18 protein-coding genes and 1 pseudogene are annotated in these 26,615 nt (G+C 69.8%); 6 read left to right on the forward strand and 13 right to left on the reverse strand.

Features of this window, described 5'->3' with window-relative positions:
- Positions 1-645 (reverse strand): annotated as a pseudogene (locus tag ACWDAG_RS28110) (response regulator); the annotation flags it as partial.
- 77 nt (positions 646-722) lie between these two features.
- Positions 723-1,349 carry a TetR/AcrR family transcriptional regulator gene (locus tag ACWDAG_RS28115; RefSeq protein WP_450698334.1) on the reverse strand — a complete coding sequence of 209 codons (627 nt, stop codon included), beginning with the start codon at positions 1,347-1,349 and terminating at the stop codon, positions 723-725.
- Positions 1,350-1,628: 279 nt separating this feature from the next.
- Here ACWDAG_RS28115 and ACWDAG_RS28120 point away from each other — a divergent pair, with 279 nt between their 5' ends.
- Both ACWDAG_RS28120 and ACWDAG_RS28125 read left to right on the forward strand, forming a co-directional pair.
- Entirely contained in the window at positions 1,629-2,546 is a 918-nt protein-coding gene (locus ACWDAG_RS28120; RefSeq protein ID WP_450698335.1) for an ABC transporter permease, read from the forward strand.
- Entirely contained in the window at positions 2,539-3,345 is an 807-nt protein-coding gene (locus ACWDAG_RS28125; protein ID WP_450698336.1) for an ABC transporter ATP-binding protein, read from the forward strand. The genes ACWDAG_RS28120 and ACWDAG_RS28125 overlap by 8 nt, the downstream gene beginning before the upstream one ends.
- 67 nt (positions 3,346-3,412) lie before the next feature.
- Here ACWDAG_RS28125 and ACWDAG_RS28130 read toward each other — a convergent pair whose 3' ends face one another.
- Positions 3,413-8,359 (reverse strand): NAD-glutamate dehydrogenase, encoded by a 4,947-nt coding sequence (locus ACWDAG_RS28130; RefSeq protein WP_450698337.1) that lies wholly within the window; start codon positions 8,357-8,359, stop codon positions 3,413-3,415.
- Between the two features lie 589 nt (positions 8,360-8,948).
- Here ACWDAG_RS28130 and ACWDAG_RS28135 point away from each other — a divergent pair.
- Entirely contained in the window at positions 8,949-9,515 is a 567-nt protein-coding gene (locus ACWDAG_RS28135; RefSeq protein ID WP_450698338.1) for a DJ-1/PfpI family protein, read from the forward strand.
- A 516-nt stretch (positions 9,516-10,031) separates the two neighbouring features.
- Here the strand turns inward: ACWDAG_RS28135 and ACWDAG_RS28140 are convergent.
- Together ACWDAG_RS28140 and ACWDAG_RS28145 are read right to left on the reverse strand one after the other, a co-directional pair.
- Positions 10,032-10,697, reverse strand: coding sequence for an HAD family hydrolase (locus ACWDAG_RS28140; RefSeq protein WP_450698339.1), 666 nt, complete (start codon positions 10,695-10,697; stop codon positions 10,032-10,034).
- Positions 10,698-10,822: 125 nt separating this feature from the next.
- The gene (locus ACWDAG_RS28145; protein ID WP_450698340.1) at positions 10,823-11,338 is read right to left on the reverse strand and encodes a DUF6912 family protein; all 516 of its coding nucleotides are present in this window, start codon (positions 11,336-11,338) and stop codon (positions 10,823-10,825) included.
- Between the two features lie 314 nt (positions 11,339-11,652).
- On the opposite strand from ACWDAG_RS28145, the gene ACWDAG_RS28150 reads away from it, so the two are divergent.
- Complete coding sequence (locus tag ACWDAG_RS28150) at positions 11,653-12,366, forward strand: Rv3235 family protein (RefSeq protein WP_450698341.1); 714 nt, start codon at positions 11,653-11,655, stop codon at positions 12,364-12,366.
- 111 nt (positions 12,367-12,477) lie between these two features.
- On the opposite strand, the gene secA is transcribed toward ACWDAG_RS28150, so the two are convergent.
- A complete protein-coding gene (secA, locus tag ACWDAG_RS28155) occupies positions 12,478-15,321 on the reverse strand; it encodes a preprotein translocase subunit SecA (RefSeq protein WP_450698342.1) in 2,844 nt (947 codons plus the stop codon).
- Positions 15,322-15,602: 281 nt separating this feature from the next.
- Here secA and ACWDAG_RS28160 point away from each other — a divergent pair, with 281 nt between their 5' ends.
- Together ACWDAG_RS28160 and ACWDAG_RS28165 are read left to right on the forward strand one after the other, a co-directional pair.
- Positions 15,603-16,193, forward strand: coding sequence for a GNAT family N-acetyltransferase (locus tag ACWDAG_RS28160; protein ID WP_450698343.1), 591 nt, complete (start codon positions 15,603-15,605; stop codon positions 16,191-16,193).
- Positions 16,194-16,245: 52 nt separating this feature from the next.
- The gene (locus ACWDAG_RS28165; RefSeq protein ID WP_450698344.1) at positions 16,246-17,442 is read left to right on the forward strand and encodes a winged helix-turn-helix domain-containing protein; all 1,197 of its coding nucleotides are present in this window, start codon (positions 16,246-16,248) and stop codon (positions 17,440-17,442) included.
- 16 nt (positions 17,443-17,458) lie between these two features.
- Here the strand turns inward: ACWDAG_RS28165 and ACWDAG_RS28170 are convergent, their stop codons facing one another.
- From ACWDAG_RS28170 to mtnA, 7 genes are all read right to left on the reverse strand, one after another.
- Positions 17,459-18,205, reverse strand: a complete 747-nt coding sequence (locus ACWDAG_RS28170) for a response regulator (protein WP_450698345.1) — start codon at positions 18,203-18,205, stop codon at positions 17,459-17,461.
- Positions 18,206-18,410: 205 nt separating this feature from the next.
- On the reverse strand, positions 18,411-19,103 hold the full coding sequence (gene hpf / locus ACWDAG_RS28175) for a ribosome hibernation-promoting factor, HPF/YfiA family (RefSeq protein WP_450698346.1): 693 nt from the start codon (positions 19,101-19,103) through the stop codon (positions 18,411-18,413).
- A 312-nt stretch (positions 19,104-19,415) separates the two neighbouring features.
- On the reverse strand, positions 19,416-20,351 hold the full coding sequence (locus tag ACWDAG_RS28180) for a ComF family protein (protein WP_450698347.1): 936 nt from the start codon (positions 20,349-20,351) through the stop codon (positions 19,416-19,418).
- A 147-nt stretch (positions 20,352-20,498) separates the two neighbouring features.
- Positions 20,499-22,331, reverse strand: coding sequence for an LpqB family beta-propeller domain-containing protein (locus tag ACWDAG_RS28185; protein ID WP_450698348.1), 1,833 nt, complete (start codon positions 22,329-22,331; stop codon positions 20,499-20,501).
- Positions 22,321-24,372, reverse strand: coding sequence for an MtrAB system histidine kinase MtrB (mtrB, locus tag ACWDAG_RS28190; RefSeq protein ID WP_450698349.1), 2,052 nt, complete (start codon positions 24,370-24,372; stop codon positions 22,321-22,323). The genes ACWDAG_RS28185 and mtrB overlap by 11 nt, the downstream gene beginning before the upstream one ends.
- Before the next feature lies 1 nt (position 24,373).
- On the reverse strand, positions 24,374-25,063 hold the full coding sequence (gene mtrA, locus ACWDAG_RS28195; RefSeq protein ID WP_187284748.1) for a two-component system response regulator MtrA: 690 nt from the start codon (positions 25,061-25,063) through the stop codon (positions 24,374-24,376).
- Between the two features lie 361 nt (positions 25,064-25,424).
- Positions 25,425-26,573, reverse strand: a complete 1,149-nt coding sequence (gene mtnA, locus ACWDAG_RS28200) for an S-methyl-5-thioribose-1-phosphate isomerase (RefSeq protein WP_450698350.1) — start codon at positions 26,571-26,573, stop codon at positions 25,425-25,427.
- Positions 26,574-26,615 lie beyond the last annotated feature (42 nt).

Below are 26,615 nucleotides of genomic sequence, written 5' to 3' on the forward strand. Positions count from 1 at the left end.
GTTGTTCAGGTACGCCGGCACGACCGGCACCCGGCGGTGGCCGCTGTCGCTCGGTGGCAGGCCCGGTTCGAGGAAGACGTTGCCGATGTGCTTGTGGACCGCGCGTTCCGTGACGACGAGGGTGTTGGCGATGGTCGCGTTGTCGTGGCCCTCGGCCATCGGTTTCAGCACCTCGCGCTCGCGCGGGGTCGCGGGGTCAGCGAGCCGAGCGGCGAGTTCTTGCGGCGGGTGAGAAGTGACGGTGACGATCTCGGGGTCGAGCGCCGTACCGCCCGCAGCAACCCGTTCCAGCGCGTCGAGGAACTCGTCGACCCGGCCGACCCGGTCCTTGAGCAGATGGCCGAGCCCGCTCGCACCCCCGGCCGGCAGTTCGGCGCGTACGACTCCTCGACGTACCGCGAGAGCAACAGCACCGGCAGCCCGGGGATCTGCGCGCGCCTCGATCGCCGCGCGCAGGCCCTCGTCACGGAAGCCGGGCGGCATGCGCACATCGAGCACGGGGGCGTGGGGACGGTGCTGCAGGAGCGCGGGCAGGACCGCGGGCCCCGTGCCGGCGACGGCCACGACCTCGTGCCCAGCCGACGTCAGCAGGAGGACGAGCCCCTCCCGCAGCAGGGCGTTGTCCTCGGCGATCACGACTCTCACGGCGGTTCCGCCTCAGCTGCGGCCACCGCACGCGGTGGCGCCCTCCCCGGCCACCGGCGCCGGGGCCCGCAGCATACTCACAGCGCCTTGAGGGCCTCCGCGGTGGCCCGCGCCAGCCCCGCCAGGTAGTCCTTCGGCAGCTTCGGGCTGCGGATCACCACCGAGCGCCAGTAGAGGGGCCCGGAGATGAGGTCGAGCGCCAGGTCCTCGTTCAGCTCCCCGCTGACCTCACCGCGCCGCGCCGCCGCCACGATGATCTTGAGGGCCACGCCTTCCTGCCCCTCGCGCAGGGTCTTCTGCATGGCCTCCGCGATCTCCGGGTTGCGGGCCGCCTCGGCCTGCAGGTCCGGGATGATCTGCGAGGCCACCGGGTGCCGCAGGGCGCGCGAGGTGACCTCGTACAGCAGCCGCAGATCACCCTCCAGGGAGCCGGTGTCCGGCGTCGGCAGACCCAGCACCGCGATGGCCGAGACGACGTCGAGGACCAGGTGCAGCTTGGAGCGCCAGCGGCGGTAGACCGCGGTCTTGCCGACGCCCGCGCGGCGCGCGATCCCCTCGATGGACATCCGTGCATAGCCGACGGCCGCGAGCTCCTCGAAGACGGCCGCGCGGATGGCTTCCGTCACGTCCTCACGCAGTACGGCCGCCCCCGCGGGGGTTCGGCGGCGCGGACGCGTCTGGGTCTCGTCGGCGTTCGTCGTCATGCGGTCCAGCATAGGGCGTTGCGACGAAACGGTTGCGTCCTGACGCGGGAGGCGTTGCGACGAAACGGTGTCGTCCCGACGGCCCGACCGACGAACACGTTACGACGAAACGGTTGCGTTCCGACGTCAACCTGTCCTACGCTCCCGTTGCGACGATACGGTCTCGTCCCGACGTAAGAGAACGTGAAGAGAAGCGTAAGGAAACGCCGGGCAACGGACCGTCCGGCCGACGGGCCGGACGTCGCCGGCACCCCCCTCCCCCGAGTGAAAGCAGCGGATGTGAGCCAGGTCCTCGACACACCGCCCCCGACGCCGGCCCCGGCCGACGACGACCTCGCGGCCCTCGCCGCCCGCCACGGCCTCTCGGTCAGCGGCGCCCGCCCCTCCCTGCCCGAGTACGTGCGGCAACTGTGGGCCCGGCGCCACTTCATCACCGCCTTCGCCACCGCCAAGCTCACCGCCCAGTACAGCCAGGCGAAGCTCGGCCAGGTCTGGCAGGTCATGACCCCGCTGCTGAACGCGGCGGTCTACTACTTCATCTTCGGCGTCCTGCTGGGCACCAAGAGGCATGTGCCGGACTACATCCCGTTCCTGGTCACGGGCGTGTTCATCTGGACGTTCACGCAGAGCTCGATCATGGCGGGCACCCGCGCGATCTCCGGCAACCTGGGCCTGGTCCGGGCGCTGCACTTCCCGCGGGCCGCGCTGCCGATCTCCTTCTGCCTCCAGCAGCTGCAGCAGCTCCTGTTCTCCATGGCCGCGCTGGTCGTCATCCTGCTCTGCTTCGGGGTGCCGGTCGCGTTCTCCTGGTTGCTGGCGTTCCCGGCGCTGGTCCTGCAGTTCACCTTCAACACCGGCGTCTCGATGATCATGGCTCGGATGGGCGCCAAGACCCCGGACATCGCCCAGCTGATGCCTTTCGTCCTGCGTACCTGGATGTATGTGTCCGGCGTGATGTGGAGCATCGACAAGCTGGCCGGCCAGCACAGCGACCTGCCGCACTGGGTGGAGCCGGTGCTCCAGGCCCAGCCGGCCGCGGTCTACATCGACCTGATGCGCTTCGCGCTGATCGACAGCTTCCACGCCAAGCAGCTGCCGCCCCACGTGTGGGCGTTCGCCATCGGCTGGGCACTGCTCGCCGGAGTCGGCGGCTTCATCTACTTCTGGAAGGCTGAGGAGACGTACGGCCGTGGCTGAGCACACCATCGAACGGATCCCCACTGTCGTCGTCGACGGAGTCGACATCGTCTACCGGGTCAACGGCACCGGCGCCGGACGCGGCTCCGCGACCGCCGCCCTCAACCGCATGCTGCGCCGCCAGCAGGCCGAGAAGGCGGCCGGCGTCCGCACGGTGCACGCCGTCAAGAACGTGTCCTTCGTCGCCTACAAGGGCGAGGCGGTCGGCCTGATCGGCACCAACGGCTCCGGCAAGTCGACCCTGCTGAAGGCGGTCGCGGGCCTGCTGCCGGTCGAGAACGGCCACATCTACACCGACGGCCAGCCCTCCCTCCTCGGCGTCAACGCGGCTCTGATGGGCGACCTGACCGGCGAGAAGAACGTCTACCTCGGCGGCCTCGCCATGGGCATGTCCCGCGAGGAGATCAGGGACCGCTACGACGGCATCGTCGACTTCTCCGGCATCAACGAGAAGGGCGACTTCATCACCCTGCCCATGCGGACGTACTCCTCCGGCATGGGCGCCCGCCTGCGCTTCTCCATCGCCGCCGCCAAGGACCACGACGTGCTCCTCATCGACGAGGCCCTCGCCACCGGCGACCGGTCCTTCCAGAAGCGCTCCGAGCAACGCATCCGCGAACTGCGCCAGCAGGCGGGCACGGTGTTCCTGGTCAGCCACAACAACAAGTCGATCCGCGACACCTGCGAACGCGTGCTGTGGCTGGAGCGCGGCGAACTGCGCATGGACGGCCCGACCGAGGAGGTCATGGCGGCGTACGAGGAGTTCACCGGCGGCGCGGACAAGCCGAAGGCCGCCTGAACACCGCCACGAAGAGCGAGGTGCCCCGAGCCGGTCGGCTCGGGGCACCTCGCTTTCGTACCGCCTGTTACGAATGCGTCCGCAGCAGCGTCCGCATCGTGCGCATCGCCACCGACAGGTTGGCGAGGTCGAACGTCTCCGAGCTCTGGATCTCCTCCAGAGTCGTGCGCGCCCGGCCCAGGATCGCCGCGTTCTTCTCCTCCCAGGCCTTGAAGCGCTGCTCGGGAGTCGAGGTGCCGTTGCCCACCGCCAGGACGTCCGCGGTCAGTGCCGCGTGGGCCGCGTACAGGTCCTCACGGATGGAGGCGCGGGCCATGGACTGCCAGCGGTCGGCGCGCGGCAGCTCGATGATGCGGTCCATGAGCTGGGTGATGTGCAGACGGTCGGCGAGGTCGTAGTAGACCTCGGCGACGTCCAGCGGCTCCTTGCCCATGCGGTCGGCCACCGAGACGATGTCGAGCGCCGGGAAGGCGGAGGAGAACCCGGCCACCCGGGTGGCGAGCTCGTCCGGGACGCCGGCGCCGGTCAGCTCGTCGTAGATCTGCTGCCACCACTCCAGGTCCGCGCCGCGCAGCAGCTTGGTGAGCTGCTGCCAGACCTGCTCGACGCGCTCGGCGAAGAACTCGACCGTCTCGGCGAGCTGCAGCGGCTGCGGCCGGTTGTTGAGCAGCCAGCGCGTGCCGCGCTCCACCAGGCGGCGCGAGTGCAGCCGGATACGGGTCTGCACGGCGGCCTCGACCTGGTTGTCCAGGCCCTCGACCGCGTCCCACACCGGGGCCGAGCAGAAGATCGCCCGCGCCGCGGTCTGCGCCCGCACGATCTCCTCCAGGGAGGCGCCGGTCTCCTCGCGCAGGCGGTGCAGATAGGTCGTACCGCCGGTGTTGACCGTGTCGTTGACCAGGACGGTCGTGGTGATCTCGCGGTGCAGCGGGTGGCTGTCGATACGGTCGGCGAACTGCTCGCGCAGCGCCGTCGGGAAGTACGCGTGCAGCAGACCCCGCAGATACGGGTCGTCCGGCAGCGAGGTGTGCAGCAGCTCCTCGGCAACCGTGATCTTCGTGTACGCCAGCAGGACGGCCGTCTCGGGGCTGGTGAGGCCCTGGCCGGCGCTGAGCCGCTCGCGGATCTGGCGGTCGGTGGGGAGGAACTCCAGCGCCCGGTCCAGATGGCCCTCGCGCACCATGTGGCGGATGAACCGCTGCTGGGCGTGGAGCATGTCCTTGGACTGGGCCAGGGCATTGGCGAGCGCCGTGTTCTGCGCGTAGTTGTTGCGCAGGACCAGCGCGCCGACCTCGTCGGTCATCTCGGCGAGCAGCTTGTTGCGCTGCTTGACGGTCATGTCGCCGTCGGCGACCAGGCCGTTGAGCAGGATCTTGATGTTCACCTCGTGGTCGGAGGTGTCCACGCCCGCGCTGTTGTCGATCGCGTCCGTGTTGATCTTGCCGCCGTGGCGGGCGAACTCGATCCGGCCGAGCTGGGTCAGACCCAGGTTGCCGCCCTCGCCGACGACCTTGACCCGCAGGTCGGCGCCGTCGACCCGGATCGGGTCGTTGGCCTTGTCGCCGACGTCCGCCTGGCTCTCCGTGCTGGCCTTCACATACGTACCGATGCCGCCGTTCCACAGCAGGTCCACCGGGGCCTGGAGGATGGCCTTCATCAGGTCGGCCGGGGTCATCTTGGAGACCTTGCCCTCGATGCCGAGGGCCTCGCGGATGTGCGAGTTGAGCTGAATGGCCTTGGCGGTACGCGGGAACACGCCGCCACCGGCGGAGATGAGCTCGGCGTTGTAGTCGGCCCAGCTGGAGCGGGGCAGCTCGAAGATACGGCGGCGCTCGGCGTACGAGGTGGCCGCGTCCGGGTTCGGGTCGATGAAGATGTGCCGGTGGTCGAAGGCGGCGACCAGACGGATGTGCTCGCTCAGCAGCATGCCGTTGCCGAACACGTCACCCGACATGTCGCCGATGCCGACGACCGTGAAGTCCTCGCTCTGCGTGTCGACGCCCAGCTCCCGGAAGTGCCGCTTGACGGACTCCCAGGCGCCGCGGGCGGTGATGCCCATGCCCTTGTGGTCGTAACCGGCCGAGCCACCGGAGGCGAAGGCGTCACCGAGCCAGAAGTTGTACGTCTCGGCGACCCCGTTGGCGATGTCGGAGAAGGTCGCGGTGCCCTTGTCGGCGGCGACGACCAGGTAGGTGTCGTCCTCGTCGTGCCGTACGACGTCGGCGGGCGGCACGACCTCGCCGGCCACCATGTTGTCGGTGATGTCGAGGAGCGCCGAGATGAACGTCTTGTAGCTGGCGATGCCCTCGGCCAGCCATGCGTCCCGGTCCACGCTCGGGTCCGGCAGCTGCTTGGCGACGAAGCCGCCCTTCGCGCCGACCGGCACGATGACGGTGTTCTTCACCATCTGCGCCTTGACCAGGCCGAGGATCTCGGTCCGGAAGTCCTCACGCCGGTCGGACCAGCGCAGACCACCGCGCGCGACCTTGCCGAAGCGCAGGTGCACGCCCTCCACACGCGGCGAGTACACCCAGATCTCGTAGGCCGGGCGGGGCGCCGGCAGATCGGGGATCGCCTGCGGGTCGAACTTCATGGACACGTACGCGTGCGGCTTGCCGCCGGCCGCCTCCTGGAAGAAGTTCGTACGCAGCGTCGCCTTGATGACGGTCAGGAAGGACCGCAGGATCCGGTCCTCGTCGAGGGAGGCCACCTGGTCGAGGGCCGCGTCGACCTCTTCGAGAAGCGCGTCGACGATCTCGTGCCCGGCCCGCTGCCGGTCCGGCGACATCCGCGCCTCGAACAGCGAGACCAGCAGCCGGGTGGTGTGGACGTTGTTGCGGAGGGTGTCCTCCATGTAGTCCTGCGAGAAGGTGGAACCGGCCTGGCGCAGGTACTTGGCGTACGCGCGCAGGACCATCGCCTGCCGCCAGCTCAGCCCGGCGCTCAGCACCAGGGCGTTGAAGCCGTCGTTCTCCGCCTTGCCGGTCCAGGTGGCGGCGAAGGCCTCCTGGAAGCGCTCGCGGGCGTCGTCGCCGAGGTAGTCGCCGCCGCCGTTCTGCAACTTGGGCATACGCAGGCCGAAGTCGTAGATCCACGCGGTGGTGCGGTCCGAGCAGCGCAGCTCGTACGGCCGCTCGTCCGTCACCTCGACACCGAGCCGGCTGAGGGCCGGCAGTACCGCGGACAGGGAGACGGCGTCACCCTTGCGGTAGATCTTGAACCGGCGCTCCTCGGGGGCGGCGCCGACAGGCTCGTACAGGCTGAGGGAGAAGTCCTGGCCGCTGTCGGCCTGGGCCTCGCTGAGCTGCTCCAGGTGGACCAGGTCGGCGACCGCGGCACGCGGGGTGTGGTCGGCCTTGTAGCCCTCGGGGAAGGCGTTGTTGTAGCGGCGCAGCAGTTCGGCGGCGTGCTCCTCGCCGCACTCGGCGTTCAGCGCCTCGGCGAAGCCGTCGGCCCAGGAGCGGGCTGCCTCCACCAGGCGGGCCTCGATGCGCTCCTTGTCGGCGTCGGACAGCTGCGGCAGCTCGGTGCCCTGCGGGACCCGCACCACGAAGTGCAGCCGGGACAGGATCGACTCGGTGTTCCAGGCCGTGAAGTCGACGCTGGTGCCGCCGAGTTCCTCCTTCAGGATGTCGATGATCCTGAGGCGCACGCCGGTGGTGTAGCGGTCGCGCGGGAGGTAGACGAGGGCGGAGTAGTAGCGCCCGTACTCGTCCTGCCGCAGGTAGAGGCGCAGCCGCCTGCGCTCCTGCAGATACAGGACGGAGGTGGCGATGGACTCGAGCTCGTCGGCCGGCGTCTGGAAGAGCTCGTCGCGCGGGTAGGTCTCCAGGATCTGCAGCAGGTCACGCCCGTCGTGGCTGTTGGGCGAGAAGCCGGCACGCTCCAGGACCTCCTCGACCTTGCGGCGGATGACCGGGACCCGGCGCACCGACTCGGTGTACGCGGCGGAGGAGAACAGTCCGAGGAAGCGGCGCTCACCGACGACATTGCCGTCCGCGTCGAACTTCTTGACGCCGATGTAGTCCAGGTACGACGGCCGGTGCACGGTGGCCCTGCTGTTCGCCTTGGTCAGGACGAGGAGCTTGTGCTCGCGGGCCTTGGCGCGGGCGTCGGCGGGCAGCCGCTCGAAGGACGGGCTCACGGGGTGGCTGTCGTCCCCGGCGTGGTGCGGGTCGGAGCGCAGGATGCCGAGGCCGGTGCCGGGCACGGCGGCCAGCGAGTCGTCCTCGCGCAGCTGGTACTCGCGGTAGCCGAGGAAGGTGAAGTGATCGGCGGACAGCCAGCGCAGCAGCTCACGGGCCTCCTCGATGTCCTGCTCGCGCAGGTCGGTGGCGACGGGCTCCTTGGGCAGTTCGTCGGCCATGCGCAGCGCCGCGTCCCGCATCTTGTCCCAGTCCTCGACGGCCTCGCGGACGTCGGACAGCACGCGCAGCAGGTCGGCGGTGATCTGCTTGAGGTCGCCGCGGTCGGTCTCGCGGTCGATCTCGACGTGGATCCAGGACTCGGTGTGCGCGTCGTGCGGCAGGTCGCCGCCCGGCTGGGTGCTGAGCACCTCGATGAGCTTGCCGGTGACATCCCGGCGGACGACGACCTGGGGGTGGATGACGACGTGGATGCCGCGTCCCTGTCGCGTCAGCTCATTGGTGACGGAGTCGACCAGGAAGGGCATGTCGTCGGTGACGACCTCGACGACGGAGTGGCTGCACGTCCACCCGTTCTCCTCCACCGTGGGCGTGTGGACCCGCACGTTGGCCGTGCCCTGGGGGCGGTTCTCGGCCAGCCGGTAGTGCGAGAGCGCGGCTCCGAAGATGTCGACCGGGTCGCGGCCGGTGAGGTCCTCCGGGGCGGTGTGCAGGTAGTAGCGCTGGAGGAACGCGAGCACGGTGTCCCGGTCGGGGGTGCTCCCGTCCGTCGTCCCGGTCGGTAGGTGCCCCCCGACCGGGCTGTTCTCAGCTACCCGGGCGGCCCTCTCGAGCAACTCGGCCTTGGCTTCGTCCAGCTTGGTCTGCATTGTCCTCTGGCTCCTGTCGCGCGCCGTTGCGTGACGTAGAAGGAAGTACGGTCTCTTCCCCTGCGGCTCTTCGCCACGGCCCGGGTTCTCCGGTCTGCTCCGACGCTATGCCGCAAGGTGAGATGAGCGGGAAGATATGAGCCATATTTGAGCTGCCCCGAAGGTGTGACGCTGCTCTCCACAGCGCCCGCGTCCAAGGGGTGAATGGCATCCCGGGAGCCCTTCCGGCCCCCTCCTGCCCGCGAAGACCAGCGACTGCCGCCCGGTCACGGAGGTGGTCCGTGTTCACCGGGCGCAGGGCAGGGGCAACGATGCCCCCGCGAGCTATCGCGCTGATCACGCCATAAGGCTATCGCTCAGTACGGGGGGCCCGTCATGAGCCGTATGTGTACAAAACCGGGGGTGGAACTTTGACACTCTGCACAGGGGCAAAGCCCCCACGGTCGTGCGGGCCGACGACGCGGCCCCCTCATCCGTTCCCTCATCCGATCCCCCTCGCTCGAAAACGGCCGGACCCCTTGGCAAGACCACCCCCCAGGAGGCACGTTGCCCATGACAGCGCACACCCGCCCGAGGGGAGCCGTCCGACATGACCACGAAAATCCTCATCGTCACCGGCGACGCAGCAGAGTCACTCGAGGTCCTGTACCCCTATCAGCGCCTCCGCGAGGAGGGCTACGACGTCCATATCGCGGCCCCCACCCGCAAGAAGCTCCAGTTCGTCGTCCACGACTTCGAACCCGGCTTCGACACCTACACCGAGAAGCCCGGCTACACCTGGCCCGCCGATCTCGCCTTCGCCGAGGTCGACCCCGGCGAGTACGCCGCCCTCGTCATCCCGGGCGGCCGCGCCCCCGAGTACCTCCGCAACGACCCCGAACTCCGCAAGATCCTCAAGTCCTTCTTCGACGCGGACAAGCCGGTCGCCCAGATCTGCCACGGCCCTCTTCTCACCGCCGCGGTGGACGGCCTCCGCGGCCGCCGCGTCACGGCGTACCCCGCCCTGGAACCCGACATGCAGACCGCCGGAGCCACCTTCCAGGACACCGAGGCGGTGGTCGACGGAACCTTGATCTCATCCCGCGCCTGGCCGGACCACCCGGCATGGATGCGAGAGTTCCTGACGGTCCTACGAGCAAAGGCCCCTGCGACCTGACCCTTGCCCACTGACCGCCGTTGGCGGGCACTCGCCCCGAACGCCGTACGCCTGCGGTCAACAACACCGAACGCCGTGCCACCTGCGGCCAGACACAGCCACACAGCGCCGCCCGCAGGCAATCCCACCACGCCGTAGCGCTTGGGGGCAGTCGCGCCGGGCCGCCCGCGGGCCGTCGTGCCCGGCCGCCCGCGGTCAGTCACAGCCCCGCCGTACCGTCTGCGGGCCCTCGCGCCCCGCCCGTCCGCCCGCAGGCAGCCCCACCACGCCGCACCGCGCGCGAGCCGTCGCGCCGAGCCGCCCGCAGGCAGCCCCACCACGCCGCACCGCGCGCGAGCCGTCGCGCCGAGCCGCCCGCAGTCGGTCACAGCCACGCCGTACCGTCTGCGGGCAGTCGTGCCGCTGGGGCGGCACGGGTGGGCGCAGGCGGCACCCCGCCAGCGCGGGCCGGCGAACCCACCCCCACCCAGCCCAGGTGCCGGGCTCCACGAAACCCCGCCCAGCCCCGCAAACCCCCTACGCAGCCAGCCGCTCCGCCTCAGCAACAGCTTCATCCAGCGTGTCCACCACCGGCACCCCCACCGCCTCAAGGCTGGCCCGCCCATGCGACCCGCCGGTGTACAGCACCGCCCGCGCCCCCACATGCCGCGCGGCCACCGCATCATCGGCAGCATCCCCGATCACCACCGTACGAGCCGGATCCACACCGACCAGTGAGGCAAGGTGCCGCACCATGTGCTCCGCCTTGCTGCCCCCCGAGGGCCCGGTCCGCCCGTCGACGCGTATGAAGTGCGCCTCAATCCCGAACCCCCGCACCAACGGGACGAGTTCGTCATGCGTGTACATGCTCAGGATCGACTGGCTGCGTCCCGCCGACCGCCATCCGGCGAGCAGCTCCGTCGCCCCCTCGGTCAGCCCGCAACGGACCCGGTGCTCGGCGTAGTACCGGTGGAAGGTCTCGTCCATGACCTCCCATTCGGCGTCCGTCGGCAGCCGGCCCATGAGCCGCTCGTAGAACTTCGGAACCGGCACGCAGTAGAGCGCCCGGTACCGCTCCATCGTGATCGGCTCAAGGCCAAGCTCCGCGAACGCCGCGTTCGTCGCCCCGATGATCGCGTCATTGTCGTGGAACAGCGTCCCGTTCCAGTCCCAGACAATGTGCGCCCCTGTCTGCTTCCCCATGCCAAAAACGTACCCGCCGCCACTGACAATCAAGAGCGCAGCAGGTCAGACGGCCACGGAGCCGACGCTGGAGGCCTCAGGCCACGGGAAGGCGCAGGCGCGGGAGGGCTCGGACGCGGGACGGCTCAGTCCCCGAGCCCGACCAGGTTGGGGATCTCCTGCGTCGCGTACCACAGCAGTTCATGGTCCTCGGCGCCGTCCACCACGAACTGCGCGTCGTCGTCCCCGCGGTCCGCCGCTTCGAGCGCCTCGGCCGCGGCGGCCACGTCCCCCTCCGCGTCGTCGAGGTCCACGTGGACGGCGGCGGCCTTGGCCAGCGCCACAGTCCCGCTCACCCGTACCTCGCCGAGCGCGGCCGGGTCGAGACCCCGGTCGGGGTCGGCGGACGCGGCGCCGTCGGGCACGTCGACGGCGACCACGACCCGGCGCCGTACCGCCGCGGGGTCGGCGGCCAGCAGCCGGAGCGAGGCCAGCGCGGCGCGGTTGAGGGCGGCGTACTCCAGTTCCTCGATGTCGTCGGAGAGGTACCACTCGCGCAGGGCGGGCGTGACGGCGTACGCCACGAGCGGCCCTGCCCCCAGCTCTCCCGTCTTGTACGCCTCGGCGAGACCGGAGAGGGTCAGGGGGACGTAGACGCGCATGGCTGGCCGCTTTCGTGGTCGGTGGCTGGGCGCGCTCACGCGCCTGCTGGAGGGCCTCCAGGATACGTGCGGGAGTCCCCTTTCGAGTCCCTGCCCGCAAGCCCGGAGGCGTCCACTTCAGGCCTCGGAATTCACCCGGCACACCCCCGTGGCCACGGGGTTCCACACCCCCTCCATCACCCTGATAGGTGAAGATTCCGACCACCCCGGCCCGGCTCCCCGCGTCCTTGCCGCCGCCACGCCTCGCCCCGTACAAGATCCCCAACGCCAAGTTACCGGCGGGTATCAATCCGTCCGACCGAACGGGGACGCGCATGCACAAGATCATGACCAGGGCACAGCACCAGCCGGGCGCCCGCCCTCCCGGCCGCCGCGACTCCCGCCGCCCCGGCGGCACCCCGCCCCGCATCCCGGGCGGAACCCGAACCCGCACCGCCCCGGGCAGCGGCCGCCCACGGGGCTCCCGGACCGAAGGCGTCTCGCCCGGCGCAAGGCCGGCCGACAACCGCCCGCCGACGGCCCCGGCCGCTCCCGCCAGGAGCACGACCACCACCCTCACGGGGCCTGTCCGCCCGCCGCGGCCGGCCACCCCACCCCAGGGCACCGCGACCACCACGGCGGCTCCGGGCGCCCGTACCGCCGCCGCGGCGCCCTGCCCCGCCGGCCACGTCCGGCCGAGCCCCCAGCCCCGCCCCACCGACGTCTTCGCCGACCTCCTCCTGGCCGTGCTGAGCGGTCAGCGTCCCGTCCACTCGATGCTGCGGCACACCGCGGGCCGGGCCTACGACGAACTGGCCTGGCTCGCCGAACGCGGCCCCCTTCGCACCCGCGGCGCACGCCCCGTCGTCCGTGACATCGGCTACTACGAAGCCCGTCCCGGTGCCGTCGAGGCCTTCGCCCGCATCGGCGCCGGCGACCAGCTGCGGGCCATGGCCTTCCGCCTGGAACGGGGCCAGGACCTGCGCTGGCGCTGCACGGCGGTGGAACTCGGCGGCCCCCGCCCACCGCGCCCCACCGGCGACGACTAGACGACCGCAGGGGCCGCCGGCCCAGCTCGCCCCACCGTGCCGCACCGCCGTACGCCGAAGGGCCGGGCCACCCGAGGTGACCCGGCCCTTCAAGCCGCTACGACGCGCTGCTCACTTCTTGCGGCGGCGCCCGCTCCGGGACTGCTTGCGCCGCTCCGCGCGCGTGAGACCGTCGGCCTCCGAGCGCACCGGCTCCTCGTCGCCCACGAAGTCGCCCTCGATGGTGCCGCCCTCGCCGTCCACGGTCGGCGCGGAGAAGTGCAGGTTCCGGCGCTGCGGAGCGTCCAGCCCCTTGGCGCGGATCTCCGGGCGGCTGCCCGCCTGCGCCGGCACCACGTCCTGCTTCTCCATGTCGACCCGCTCGGCGTCCTCGACCGGGACCTCCTCGACCTGCTGCTCGACCTGGACCTCCAGGTTGAACAGGTAGCCGACGGACTCCTCCTTGATGCCCTCCATCATGGCGGTGAACATGTCGAAGCCCTCGCGCTGGTACTCGACCAGCGGGTCCTTCTGCGCCATCGCGCGCAGGCCGATGCCCTCCTGGAGGTAGTCCATCTCGTAGAGGTGCTCGCGCCACTTGCGGTCCAGCACCGACAGCACGACCCGGCGCTCCAGCTCACGCATGATCTCGGAACCGAGCTGCGCCTCGCGTGCCGCGTACTGCTCGTGGATGTCCTCCTTGATGGACTCGGAGATCCACTCGGCGGTCAGACCTGCCCGGTCACCTGCCGCCTCCTCCAGCTCCTCGACGGTCACCTTCACCGGGTAGAGCTGCTTGAAGGCGCCCCACAGCCGGTCGAGGTCCCAGTCCTCCGCGAAGCCCTCGGCGGTCTCCGCCGCGATGTACGCGTCGATCGTGTCGTCCATGAAGTGGCCGATCTGCTCCTGCAGATCCTCGCCCTCCAGGACACGGCGGCGCTCGCCGTAGATGACCTCGCGCTGGCGGTTGAGGACCTCGTCGTACTTCAGGACGTTCTTACGGGTCTCGAAGTTCTGCTGCTCGACCTGCGACTGCGCGGATGCGATCGCGCGCGTGACCATCTTGTTCTCGATGGGCACGTCGTCCGGGACGTTCGCCATCGACATCACGCGCTCGACCATCTGCGCCTTGAAGAGCCTCATCAGGTCGTCGCCGAGCGAGAGGTAGAAGCGGGACTCGCCCGGGTCGCCCTGACGGCCGGAACGACCGCGCAGCTGGTTGTCGATACGCCGCGACTCGTGCCGCTCGGTGCCCAGGACGTAGAGCCCGCCGAGCTCCTTGACCTCTTCGAACTCCGCCTTCACGGCCTTCTCGGCACGCTCCAGGGCCTCGGGCAGGTAGTGCGCCCACTCCTCGATGTGCTCCTCGGGGTCGAGGCCACGCTGACGCAGCTCCGCCTCGGCGAGGTCGTCGGGGTTGCCGCCGAGCTTGATGTCCGTACCACGGCCGGCCATGTTGGTGGCGACGGTCACGGCGCCCTTGCGGCCGGCCTGGGCGACGATCGTCGCCTCTCGGTCGTGCTGCTTCGCGTTCAGCACTTCGTGCTGGATGCCTCGCTTGGAGAGCTGCTGCGAGAGGTATTCGGACTTCTCGACCGACGTCGTACCGACGAGGATCGGCTGGCCCTTCTCGTGCTTCTCGGCGATGTCGTCGACGACCGCCTCGAACTTCGCGACCTCGGTGCGGTAGATCAGGTCCGACTGGTCCTTGCGGATCATCGGCTTGTTGGTCGGGATCGGGACGACGCCGAGCTTGTAGATCTGGTGGAACTCGGCCGCCTCGGTCATCGCCGTACCGGTCATGCCGGACAGGCCCGGCAGTTCCTTGCCGTCCTGGTCGTGACGCTTGTAGAGGCGGAAGAAGTTCTGCAGGGTGATCGTGGCGAGGGTCTGGTTCTCGTCCTTGATGTCCACCCCTTCCTTCGCCTCGATCGCCTGGTGCATGCCCTCGTTGTAGCGGCGGCCGGCGAGGATTCGGCCGGTGTGCTCGTCGACGATCATGACTTCGCCGTCCATGACGACGTAGTCCTTGTCCTTCTTGAAGAGCTCCTTCGCCTTGATGGCGTTGTTCAGGTAGCCCACCAGAGGGGTGTTCACCGACTCGTAGAGGTTGTCGATGCCCAGCCAGTCCTCGACCTTGGAGACACCGGACTCGTGGATGGCGACCGTGCGCTTCTTCTCGTCGACGTCGTAGTCGCCGGTCTCCTCGACGCCCTTGAGCGGGTTGCCCGCCTCGCCCTTCTTCAGGCGGGTGACCAGCTTGGCGAAGTCGCCGTACCACTTGGTGGCCTGGTCGGCCGGACCGGAGATGATCAGCGGCGTACGGGCCTCGTCGACCAGGATGGAGTCGACCTCGTCGACGATGGCGAAGTTGTGGCCGCGCTGGACCAGTTCGTCCTTCGACCACGCCATGTTGTCGCGCAGGTAGTCGAAGCCGAACTCGTTGTTCGTGCCGTAGGTGATGTCGCACGCGTACTGCTCGCGGCGTTCGGCCGGCGTCATGCTGGCGAGGATGCAGCCGACGGTCAGGCCCAGGAACTTGTGGACGCGGCCCATCATTTCGGAGTCGCGCTCGGCCAGGTAGTCGTTGACCGTGATGAGGTGGACGCCCTTGCCGGACAGTGCGTTCAGATACGCGGGCAGGGTGCCGACGAGCGTCTTGCCCTCACCGGTCTTCATCTCGGCGACATAGCCGAGGTGCAGCGCCGCGCCACCCATCATCTGCACGTCGTAGTGACGCTGCCCGAGGACGCGCTTGGCGGCCTCGCGCACGGTCGCGAATGCTTCGGGGAGCAGGTCGTCCAGGCTCTCGCCATCGGCGTACCGCTGCTTGTACTCATCGGTGAGGGCCCGCAGCTCGGCGTCGGAGAGGTCGACGAAATCCTCTTCGATGGAGTTGACCTGGTCCGCGATGCGGTGCAGCTTGCGCAGGATTTTGCCTTCGCCTGCACGCATGATCTTCGAGAGGACGGACACGGGGGTTGGTCTCCTTGCCGGTCGGGCCTGGGACGGTCGGTTTCCATTTGACTTGCTGAGCAACGGCCATCGTATGCGAGGACCCCACCAAGCCGGGAGGCCTGCCGGTACGACGACCGCCGAAGGGTTCGCGCACCGCTTCAAATCTCCTTCAAAGGGGACAACGGACGGGCCCTGCGGATGGTGCCGCATGACGCCCACGAATTGCGCGAATTGTGATCACGCGCTCACGCACCGCAAAAGGATGGCGTCCGTGTCGGGCGTCCGAGGAGAATCAGCCGATGGAACCCGTCACGCTCACGACCTCCCGGCTGCTCCTGCGCACGGTCGGCCCCGAGGACACCGACGCGGTGTACGCCGCGGCCCAGGACCCGGACATCCAGCGCTGGACGGCGATTCCGTCGCCCTACCTCGCCGAGCACGCACGGACTTTCACCGAGGAACTCGCCCCCAAGGGGTGGGCGAACGGTTCCATACTCACCTTCGCTCTGTTCCTCCCCGAAGGGGAGGAACTCGTGGGCATGCTCAGCCTCACCATGCATTCCCTGAGCATGGCCGAGATCGGCTTCTGGGGCACGAAGGAACACCGCGGCAACGGCTATGTCACCGAGGCAGTCGTCGAGGTCTCCCGCTGGGCCTTCACCCAACTGTCCGTCGATCGCGTGGAATGGCGTGCGGAAGTCGGCAACAACGCCTCCCGCGCGGTGGCGGAGCGCGCCGGTTTCGTCATCGAGGGCGTCCTGCGCTCCGCGATCATCCACCAGGGCGTGCGCCGGGACTCCTGGGTGGGTGCCCTGCTGCCTTCGGACCTGGGGCTGGCGTCGACGGCGCCCTACCTCCCGGCACCCGCCTCAACACCGGGCGTCCAGTGACGAATTCGCAGATCACCCCGCATTGTCAGTGCCGCCTTCTATCGTGCGGACCATGACGACCCCGCGCCCCGCCACCGATCTCTCGGCAGACGAAGCCCGCCGCATCGCCCTCCGCGCCCAGGGCTTCCTCGGCACGCCCGACCGCAGAGCGGGCGTCCGCGGCGTCCTCCGCCATCTCGGCGCGGTCCAGCTGGACACGATCTCGGTGCTGGCGCGCTCCCATGAGCTCATCCCGTACGCCCGCCTCGGCGCGGTGGGCCGCGGCAAGGTGGAGGACGCGTACTGGAAGGCTCCGTCCGCCGCCCCGCACGCCTTCGAGTACTGGTCGCACGCCGCCTGCATCCTCCCCGTCGAGGAGTGGCCCCACTTCGCCTTCCGCCGCCGCGCCTACCGAAGCCGCCCGCACTGGAACCACGACCTCCCCGACGGCACCTACGACCAGGTCATCAAGCAGCTCCGCGCCGAAGGGCCCCTCACGGCGACGGAGTTGGGCGGTGCGAAGCGCACCAGTGAGTGGTGGGACTGGTCCGGCGCCAAGGTCGCCGTGGAGCGTGCGCTGATGTACGGGGAGGTGGTGTGCGTGGAGCGCCGCGGCTGGAAGCGCGTGTACGACCTCGCCGAGCGCGCGATCCCGGATGCCCTCCTGCACGACGAGCTGGATGACACGGAGTGCCTGCGCCGTCTGGTCCGCCTGGCGGGCCAGTCCCTGGGCGTCGGCACGCGCGCGGACATCGCCGACTACCACCGCCTCAAGGGGGAGCAGGTCGACGAGGTGATCGCCGACTCGGGCCTGGTCCCGGTCACGGTCGAGGGCTGGTCCAAACCGGCCTGGGCCGACCCGGCCGCCCTGGACACGCCGCCGCGCGGCCGCCATCGCACCACGCTCCTGTCACCGTTCGACTCCCTGATCTGGGAGAGGGCGCGCACGGAGCGGATCTTCGGCTTCACCCACCGCCTGGAGGCCTATGTCCCGAAGCCGAAGCGGGTGTACGGCTACTTCGCGATGCCGGTCCTCGCCGGCGGCCGCCTCGTCGGCCGGGTGGACCCGGCCCGTGACGGCGCCACGCTGGTCGCCAAGCAGGTCACCCTCGACGGCCCCAAGGTGGTCCCGGCCGTGGCAGAAGCGCTGGTCGAGGCGGCGAGCTGGGTGAACTGCACGAGCGTACGCGTGGAGCGCGTGGACGCCCCGGAGCTGCACGAGCCGCTCACCAAGGAGGTGACCCGGGCTCTCGTCGCGGCAATGCGCTGACGGGGCCACCAGCCGGTCAGCGGATCTCGAGGATCTTCTCCCGCATCGCGTACACCACCGCTTCCATCCTGGAGTGCAGCTGCAGCTTCTCCAGGATGTTGCGGACGTGGTTCTTCACGGTGTTCTCGGAGATGAACAGTTCCTTGGCGATGTCCCGGTTGTTCATCCCGGTGGCGACGAGTTTGAGGACCTCCAACTCGCGGTCCGTCAGCCGCGGCGCGGGCACGAGGCGGCGCTCGTCGGTCCGCTGGATCATCGACTTGAACTCGGTGAGCAGCTTCGACGCCATGGACGGGCTGATCTGGGACTGCCCGTCGGCCACCGCGCGAATGGCGGTGGCCACCTCGTCCGTGGAGATCTCCTTGAGGAGATAACCGGTCGCGCCCGCCTTGATCGCGTCGTAGAGGTCGGCTTCCTCGTCGCTGATCGTCAACATGATGATCTTGGCGCTGGGGGCGACCTCCTTGATGGAGGTGCAGGCCTCGATCCCGCCCCGCTTCGGCATCCGTACGTCCATCAGGACGATGTCCGGCAGCAGGTCGGCCGCCTTGTCGACGGCCTCCGCACCGTCCCCGGCCTCCCCGACGACCTGGATGTCCTCCTCGGCCGCGAGCACGATCTCCAGGCCCCGGCGGAAGAGGGCGTGGTCGTCCACGACAAGGACTCTGATCGGCTCCTTGCGTGGAGAGCCCATGTCCGGCCCCATGCCGACGACGCCGCCGTCGGCATCCTCGTCATGCATCGGTCCGAAGCTGTCCGCCATCGTTCCTCCCCCTGAAGGCTGTGGCCTGTGGTGCTGTGCCATCGCCAACCCAAGGCAACGGCCCACCGGTTGGACCGTTGCCGCCATGATTCCATGCCCGGGCGACAACGCGGTGACAGAGCGGCTCGTGAAGGGGTCGCACACCGGTGCCCCTGGGGGCGCACAGGCGCTCCAGGGGCACCGGCTCAGCCGTCAGCCGCGCGGGTCAGCCACCCAGGGTGCCGCCGGGCGCGGGAGACTGCGCCTGGGCAACCATCGGGTCGGTGCTGAGGTGGATGACGCCGTAGTCGTAGGCGTGCCGCCGGTAGACGACACTGGGCTCCTTCGTCTCGGAGTCGACGAACAGGTAGAAGTCGTGTCCGACCAGTTCCATCTCGTAGAGAGCCTGGTCGAGGGTCATCGGGGAGGCGACGTGGGTCTTCTCGCGGACGATGAGGGGGCCTTCGCCCTTGACCTCCAGTGAGCCGATCTTCTTGGTGGGCACTCCGTCCTGGTCTTCATCGTGGACGGGGTGGCCGTTCCCGTTGAGCGTCGCCGCGCCCGGGACGTGGTCGGGGACCTCGGCGGCCGAGATCCTGCGCGCGCCGCGGCGCGAGAACCGCTTGTCGTGCTGCTTGCGCAGCCGGGCATCCAGCTTCTCCGCCGCCAGGTCCAGCGCCGCGTACGGGTCACTGGCCGCAGCCTCCGCCCGGATCACCGGACCGCGGGAGCGGAGCGTGATCTCCACTCGGTCACAACGGTCGGCCTGTCGGGGGTTGGGCTCCTTGGACACCTCGACGTCGAGGCTGATCACCTTGCCGTCGAGCTTCTGGATCTTCTCCAGCTTCAGCTTCTCGGCCACGTGCTTGCGGAACCGCTCGGGCACCTCGGTCTTGCGGCCCTTGACGACGATGTCCACGCAGAACTCCGTTCCCGGATCACTCCGCTCCACTGGCGGAGCATCTCCCTTTTGCACCAGGTTCCGGCGAGCTCCGGAACCTACGGACTCGGTGACTTCCACCTCCTCCCCCGCGGACAAGATCTCCACTCCACCGCGACGGGTGATTGTGAAAACCCGCAGCACGGCATTCGGGTACGAGAGCGATGGCCTGCGCCTTTCTCTCACAACCGAACATATCTCGCCCGGACGGATGTCGTCACCCTCTACCGCGGCGTACCTCCGTTCAGGTGAATTGACCCTCTCATTACCTGCAACGATGCAAGCTGGCAGTCAGTTCCGGTTTATTTCGAAGGAATCCGGTGGCGCCGCGACCACGGCCGCGCAGATCACGTCACCTGCGCCGCCCGCACCCGCCATTCCTGGCACTGAGTGCATACGACGGGGCGCCTCGTCCGCCGAGCCGGCGATCCGTTCTCCTGTGCCTTCCCGAGCAGTTGCCGTGTACACCGCCGTAGTTGCTTCGTCGTACGAAACCAGCCCCGAGAAGTGCCGTTGCGCAACCGCCTCTTGTTCTCTCCTCTCGTACGCGCCCGTCCTTTCTTCCGGCTCGGTCGCCGCCCGCACGGCTCGCGCCGCTTCGGCCAGGGATGCGCCGGTGGTCATCAGGTCGTCGACGAGCACGACCGAACCGCCGCGAAGCAGCCGGTCTCCACCGGGAGCCACCGTCAGGGCGCCTGCGAGATTGTCCAGCCGCTGCCGGGAGTTGAGCCCCGACTGGTCGGCCACGCCACGCTGCTGCCGCAGCACGGCGAGGACTCGTGCCGCGGTCCCGACCCGTCTCAGCTCACCCGCCGCGGCGAGCGCGATCCGCCGTGCCGGGTCGTGGCCGCGCGCCCGTACCGCTGCACGCGCGGACGGAACGGGGACGAGCAGTACGGGCGTTCCACCGCCCGCAGCCGCAGGGCCGGCCGCCTCCCTGAGCCCCGTCCGCACGGCCCCTGCCAGTGCCGTGCCGAGCGGTGCCGCGAGGGCCAGCGCGCCCCGTTCCTTGTGGGCGAGCAGCGTGGCTCGCACCTCGTCGGCGTACCGGGCGGCCGCGTACACGACGGGCAGCCCGGGCGGCTCCGGCACCGGTCGCACCCGGCTCGGTGCGGTCCCGCTCAGGACGGCACGGCACTCCGGGCAGAGCACCGTGCGAGACCTCCCGCAGCCTCCGCACTCGGCCGGCAGCACCAGGTCGGTGAGGTCCTGCCACCACCCCCGCATGCCCACCACTCTGCCAACACCCGAGCCCCCCGGCCAGCCCTGTGGACAACTCCCTGTGGACAAGTCGTCCCGGGTGCAAACCGCCCACTCGACGCGGCCGAAATCAGCCGCCCCCGGACGACCTCACCGGCTCCCCGCACGGCAGCGTCACCCCGGATAGACCGGTGCCGCCCCGTCCGTGACCTTCTGCCACTGGCCGCCGGACGGCAGTCGTACGATCCCGTCCTCCGAGTCCGCCACCAACGGCAGCCGGTCGGACTCGGCTGCGGTGATCTCCTTGATCCCGGAGAGGGCCGCGGGTGCCGGTCCCTCGGGAGTGGAGCCGTCGACCTGCGCGTACCGCATGGTCTGCAGTCCGCCCTGTTCGCGCCCCACCACCACGAGCCGGCTGTCCCCGGCCCACGACATGGCCGTGACGTCCTCCAACTCCGGTGTTGCGGAGTGCAGTCCGAGCACCGAGACGGTGGGCCGATCCTCCGTGGCCTCCTGCCGCCGCTCGATCCGCCCGATGAGCAGGGACTTCTTGCTTCCCTTCGCCACCACGAGCGCTATGCGCACCCCGTCGGCGGCCACCCGGACGTCCTTGATACGCCCGTCCAGCTCCGGGATCTTCACCGCGAGGGGCTCGCCCTCGCCCTGTTCCAGCAGGAGCAGCCGGGGGTTGCCGGGGTCGCGGTCGGCCACCCAGAGGTCGCCGTGGACGTCCCAGCTGGGCGCCGTCAGCCGGTCGTCCTGTTGCGACTTGCCGTGGCTGGTCACCACGGGGGGCCTGAGTGAATCGCCGGACACCAGCGACGCGACGTACAGCTCCCTGCCGTCGGCGGAGACGGCGGCCGCCTTGTCCTCGTCGTGCGACACGCCGACCGAGCGCAGTGCCTTGTCACCCTCGCCGAGTGCCCCGGTCACCGGTTCGGCCTTGGGGCTGCTGTTGTTGCCCGTGCCCATCCGGACGAGCCGGTTCTTGCTGTCGATGAAGTACAGGTAGCCGGGATGCTGCACCGAGCCGCGCACGGTGGCGGCGTCGGCCTCGCGGAGGGAACACAGCCGCGAGTCGCCGGACTGGAGCTCGACCTGGTCCACCGCGGGGGTGAGGTCCTGCAGGGTGAACAGGAGCTGGGCGGCCATCTCGTCGCACTGGCCCTGGCCGACCCGGCGGGCTTTGTCGTTCAGCGGCACGGTCAGCTTGTTCTGGTCGTCGGGCGCCAGCGCGGTGGTGCCGTTCTTCAACGCCGTACCCGTCGGGAAGCTCGTCCGCACCACGTGCTCGAGCCAGTTCGTCGGCCCGTTGAGCAGCGAGCGGACCATCTGCGTCATGGGGTCCACGCGTCGGCGCACGTACACGGGATCGGCGACGGCCGCCGGCTGCGTCGTCGTCCCGGCCGCGGCGTTCGAGGCGAAGTAGTACTTGTTGACCGACATGTAGTTGCGCTGGAAGTCCGACTTACCCATGACGACGCCCTGCGGCAGCCTGTCGATGCGCCACTGTTTGGTCTTCTTGTCGCGGGTGAGATGCACCGACGCGTCGTAGGGCCCGTCGGCGGGCGAGTACGCCTGCTGCTCGTCCACGTTCGCGACCCGCGTGCCGGTCAGCGTGAACGAGAGGTCGTCGGCGCCCTCCCGGCCGCCCAGGCGGTTGGGGTCGATGCCTGGTCCGTTGGCGAGGACCGTGCCGGACAGCCCGGGTTTCCACGTCTGTGACGCCGTCTTGGTCAGGTATTGCCGCGCCGTCGAATAGTTCGGATCGTCGCTGGTCAGCGCCTCGAGGAAACCGGAGACGATGTCCGAGGGCTGGGCGTCGTCCTGGGGTGGCATGGCGAAGACCCGCACCTGGGTGTCCTGGCGCGGTGTGGAGTCGACGCCACGCAGGTCGCCGCTGTCGGGCATCGAGGCGCATCCCGCCAGCAGTACGGCACCACAGGCTGCGTACGTCGCCGCGCGCATCGGTCTGCGCCCGGCGCCCCCCTGGCGGTCAGCGCCCACGAAATGCCTCCCCTTGCTTCTTCGACTCCTCCGGCCCGGTGTCCGGGCGGCTCGAGGTCTCGGCCCCGTCCTCGGCGGGCGTCTCGTTCTGTCGTCTGGCTCCGGAAGTCGGACGAGGCACCACGCGCGCCCCGTTCCCGGGCAGCGCCGTCGGGTCGGCCGTGGGGGCCGCACCGCCCGGTCTGGGGGCCATGGGCGGTATCTGGTCCGCGACCGGCTGCGCGGGCACGGTGGCCGTTTTGTCCCCGCGCGGCAGCCCGGCGTCGTTGAGTCCTCGGTTACGCCGCGAGTCCTTGGGCTCCAGGGGTATCGGCGAGCCCCGCAGCGGCTCGTCCGCGGTCCGCGGCAGCGTCAGCCGGAACTGTGAGCCCCCGCCGGGCTCCCCCCAGGCCTGCAGCCAGCCGCCGTGCAGCCGAGCGTCCTCCAGGGCGATGGACAGCCCGAGGCCTGTGCCTCCGGTGGTACGCGCGCGTGCCGGATCCGCTCGCCAGAAGCGGCTGAACACGCGCGTGGCCTCACCGGGCTTGAGTCCGACGCCGTAGTCGCGCACCGCGACGGCGACCGCCCCACCGGCCGCGGCAAGCTTGACGAGGACGTCCTTGCCCTCGCCGTGCTCCACGGCGTTGACGACGAGGTTGCGCAGCACCCGCTCCACGCGCCGCGCGTCCGCCTCGGCGACGACGGGCTGCTGGTCGCCCAGGACGCGTATGTGCGTGCCCTTGCGCTCGGCGAGCGGCTCGGCGCCGCTGACGACGCGCCGTACGACGTCCCGGAGGTCTATCGGCTCCGCCTCCAGCGCCGCGGCGCCCGCATCGAACCGGCTGATCTCCAGTAGATCCGCAAGGAGCGACTCGAACCGGTCCAGCTGGTCGGCCAGGAGCTCCGCCGACCGCGCGGTCACCGGATCGAAGTCCTCCCGCGCCTCGTGGATGACGTCCGCCGCCATCCGCACGGTCGTCAGCGGTGTCCGCAACTCGTGCGACACGTCCGACACGAACCGCCGCTGCATCCGCGACAGGTCCTCCAGCTGCTGGATCTTCAGCTGCAGGTTCTGCGCCATCTTGTTGAAGGCCTCGCCCAGGCGGGCGATGTCGTCCTCGCCGGTGACCTTCATACGTTCCTGCAGCCGCCCGGCGGACAGCCGCTCGGCGATCCCCGCGGCCATCCGCACCGGCGTCACGACCTGCCGCACCACCAGCCAGGCAATGGCTCCGAGCAGTACGACGACGAACAGCCCCGCGGTCGCCAGCGTGCCCTTGACCAGGCTCAGCGACTTCTCCTCCTGGGTGAGCGGGAAGAGGTAGTACAGCTGGTACGGCTCGCCATTGGGATCGTTGACCTGCTTGCCGATGACGAGTGCCGGCTCCGACTCCTCGTCGTTCCAGTAGACGATGCGGGTGTAGCTCTGGGCGGCCGTCGTGTCACCGTTGATCCGCGTGCGCAGGTCCTCGGGCACGCTGGCCGTCGGATCGACGTACCCGGAGGCACGTGGCCCGCGCCCGCCGCCGCTGTTGTCGTCGCCCGCGGGCAGCGTCACCACGTCGAAGGCGCCCTGGCCACCGCTGGACAGGGACTCCACGAGGTCGCTCATCCACGAGGTGAGGTTCTGCGACTGGCGTTGGTCCGCCGCCGTGCCGTCGTCGCCGGTCCCGACCGCCGCCTCGTCGGCCTTCTGCTTGGCCACCGCGAACCCACCGGTGGCCTGACTCTGCGAGGCCTTCACCTTGGCGTCCAGCAGCCCGTTGCGCACCTGCCCGATGACGACGAATCCGAGGAGCAGCACCACACCCAACGACATCAGCAGCGTGGTGGCGACGACCTTGAGCTGGATGTTCCGCCGCCACAGCCGCATGACGGGCAGCAGCGGCCGCCTGACCCAGCGCATGAACAGGCGGAGCACCGGGCTGCCCTGGACTCCGCCTTGCAGCAGCCCGCCCTCCATCAGTCGGCCCCAGCGCGACCCTGTCGTCTTCCGACCGACAGGCCGCCCCGCGCTGGCCCTGTCCGGCCCCGGCGCCGAAGCGGCACTGTCACCGGACATGTCAGCTGGGCCCTGCCTTGTAACCGACGCCCCTGACCGTCACCACGATCTCCGGCCGCTCCGGGTCCTTCTCGACCTTGGAGCGCAGCCGCTGCACGTGAACATTCACAAGCCGGGTGTCCGCAGCGTGCCGGTATCCCCACACCTGCTCAAGCAGCACCTCACGCGTGAACACCTGCCACGGCTTCCGCGCCAGTGCCACCAGCAGATCGAACTCCAGCGGCGTCAACGCGATCGACTGCCCGTCCCGCTTCACGGAGTGACCGGCCACATCGATGACGAGGTCACCTATGGCCAGCTGCTCCGGCGCCGGCTCCTCCGACCTCCGCAGCCGCGCCCGGATCCGGGCGACCAGCTCCTTCGGCTTGAACGGCTTCACGATGTAGTCGTCGGCACCCGACTCCAGCCCGACCACCACGTCGACGGTGTCGCTCTTGGCCGTGAGCATCACGATCGGCACACCGGACTCCGCCCTGATCAGGCGGCACACCTCGATGCCGTCCCGCCCGGGCAGCATCAGGTCGAGCAGCACCAGGTCCGGTTTGCTCTCACGGAATGCGGCCAACGCCTTGTCACCGTCGGCTACGAAAGACGGCTCAAAACCTTCACCACGCAGCACGATGCCGAGCATCTCGGCCAGTGCCGTGTCGTCGTCGACGACAAGGACTCGTCCCTTCATAAACGACATCATCCCATTCTCATAACAGTGGCGAAGGTGCAGGTGAGCAGCGTCACTGGCCCGTGACGATAGTCGTACTCGGCCGTCACTGTCTGCCCCTGTCCCGCGACGTCGATGTCAGACACGGATGTCAGCTACCCAGGGTAGGCGGAGCCTGACCATACAGTCGGCCCAGCGACTCCTGGCCAGGCTGCAGCGACCCGCGACGGACGTGGCAGGCCCGCCCCGATCCCATTCACCCACTGACGGACGGGCGACGCAGAGCGGACCATTTCGAAGCCGGGACAAGCACGTCCCACTTCACGGACGGGAAGCACCCCGCGCCGGCGTCGAACCTCTACCGGGCAGGCCTCGCCCGGGCCGAACTCACCCCTTAGCTGATCGTCACCTCGCGCGACCTGGCCCAGAGCTCCGCAAGAGCCTCAGCGGTCACGGGTGAAACGACTCCCTCTTCCGTGACGATCGCGGTCACCAACTCGGGCGGCGTCACATCGAACGCCGGGTTGTACGCCTGGGTGCCCAGGGGCGCCACCGGAACCCCGCCTCCTGCTCCCGCTCCTGCCACCGGCACCTGCGGCGCTGTGACCTCGGTCACCTCATGGCCAGGCCGCTGCTCGACCTCGATAGAGGCCCCGTCGGGGGTGTCCAGATCCACCGTCGTCACCGGTGCCACCACGATGAACGGCACATGGTGGTACCGCGCGAGCACCGCGAGCGGATAGCTCCCGACCTTGTTCGCCACCGAACCATCGGCCGCAATACGGTCCGCACCGATCAGCACCGCGTCCACCTCACCAGCCGCGAAGAGCGAGCCCGCCGCGTTGTCCGTGAGCAAGGTGTACGCCATGCCGTTTCGCGCCGCCTCATAAGCGGTCAGGCGAGCGCCTTGCAGCAACGGACGCGTCTCGTCCACCCACAGCCGCCGCAGCCTCCCCGCACGGTGCGCCGCGAGCGCCACAGCGAACGCAGTTCCCTCCCCGCCCGACACCAACGACCCGGTGTTGCAGTGGGTGAGGATCCGGTGCCCGCCACCGGACAGCAGCTCGTCCAGAAGTGCCAGCCCGCCCTCGGCCATACGAGCACTGGCCTCGGCGTCCTCCTGGTGCAGCCGACGCGCCGCGGCAAGCGCCGCCGCCGCAGCCGACCCGGCATCGCCGCTCCTGGCGAACTCGGCCCGGTGGGCGGTCTGTGCCCTGCGCACCCCGACAGCGAGGTTCACCGCAGTGGGCCGGGCACCCGCCAGCGCGGTTGCGGCCTCGTCCACGTCGAAGCCACGTGCGGCGGCGAGCGCGACCCCGTACGCTCCAGCGATGCCGAGCAGCGGCGCCCCGCGCACAGCCAGCGAACGGATCGCCTCCACCAGCGCGGGTGCGTCCGTGCAGACCCGCTCGACCTCCTCGGCCGGCAACCTCGTCTGGTCGAGAAGTACCAGTACGGGCCCTTCTGGTGGCTCCTCCCAGCGGATCGCCGGTGTCTCGGTCGGACTGCTGTCTTCGCGGGATTGCACGTACTGATCAGCCATGCGGTCAGTCTGCCCCTTATCCGGCAGACAATTGAAGGTGTG

It is taken from the genome of Streptomyces sp. NPDC001157 (assembly GCF_053598255.1).

Excerpts from the sequence above, each read along its gene's own strand:
- ACWDAG_RS28140 (WP_450698339.1), bottom strand. The coding sequence starts at position 10,697 with ATGGGGAAGCAGACAGGGGCGCACATTGTCTGGGACTGGAACGGGACG.
- ACWDAG_RS28115 (WP_450698334.1), bottom strand. The coding sequence starts at position 1,349 with ATGACGACGAACGCCGACGAGACCCAGACGCGTCCGCGCCGCCGAACC.
- ACWDAG_RS28165 (WP_450698344.1), top strand. The coding sequence starts at position 16,246 with ATGACGACCCCGCGCCCCGCCACCGATCTCTCGGCAGACGAAGCCCGC.
- mtrB (WP_450698349.1), bottom strand. The coding sequence starts at position 24,372 with ATGTCCGGTGACAGTGCCGCTTCGGCGCCGGGGCCGGACAGGGCCAGC.
- ACWDAG_RS28170 (WP_450698345.1), bottom strand. The coding sequence starts at position 18,205 with ATGGCGGACAGCTTCGGACCGATGCATGACGAGGATGCCGACGGCGGC.
- ACWDAG_RS28180 (WP_450698347.1), bottom strand. The coding sequence starts at position 20,351 with ATGCGGGGGTGGTGGCAGGACCTCACCGACCTGGTGCTGCCGGCCGAG.
- ACWDAG_RS28135 (WP_450698338.1), top strand. The coding sequence starts at position 8,949 with ATGACCACGAAAATCCTCATCGTCACCGGCGACGCAGCAGAGTCACTC.
- ACWDAG_RS28145 (WP_450698340.1), bottom strand. The coding sequence starts at position 11,338 with ATGCGCGTCTACGTCCCCCTGACCCTCTCCGGTCTCGCCGAGGCGTAC.
- ACWDAG_RS28130 (WP_450698337.1), bottom strand. The coding sequence starts at position 8,359 with ATGCAGACCAAGCTGGACGAAGCCAAGGCCGAGTTGCTCGAGAGGGCC.
- mtrA (WP_187284748.1), bottom strand. The coding sequence starts at position 25,063 with ATGATGTCGTTTATGAAGGGACGAGTCCTTGTCGTCGACGACGACACG.
- ACWDAG_RS28150 (WP_450698341.1), top strand. The coding sequence starts at position 11,653 with ATGCACAAGATCATGACCAGGGCACAGCACCAGCCGGGCGCCCGCCCT.
- mtnA (WP_450698350.1), bottom strand. The coding sequence starts at position 26,573 with ATGGCTGATCAGTACGTGCAATCCCGCGAAGACAGCAGTCCGACCGAG.
- ACWDAG_RS28160 (WP_450698343.1), top strand. The coding sequence starts at position 15,603 with ATGGAACCCGTCACGCTCACGACCTCCCGGCTGCTCCTGCGCACGGTC.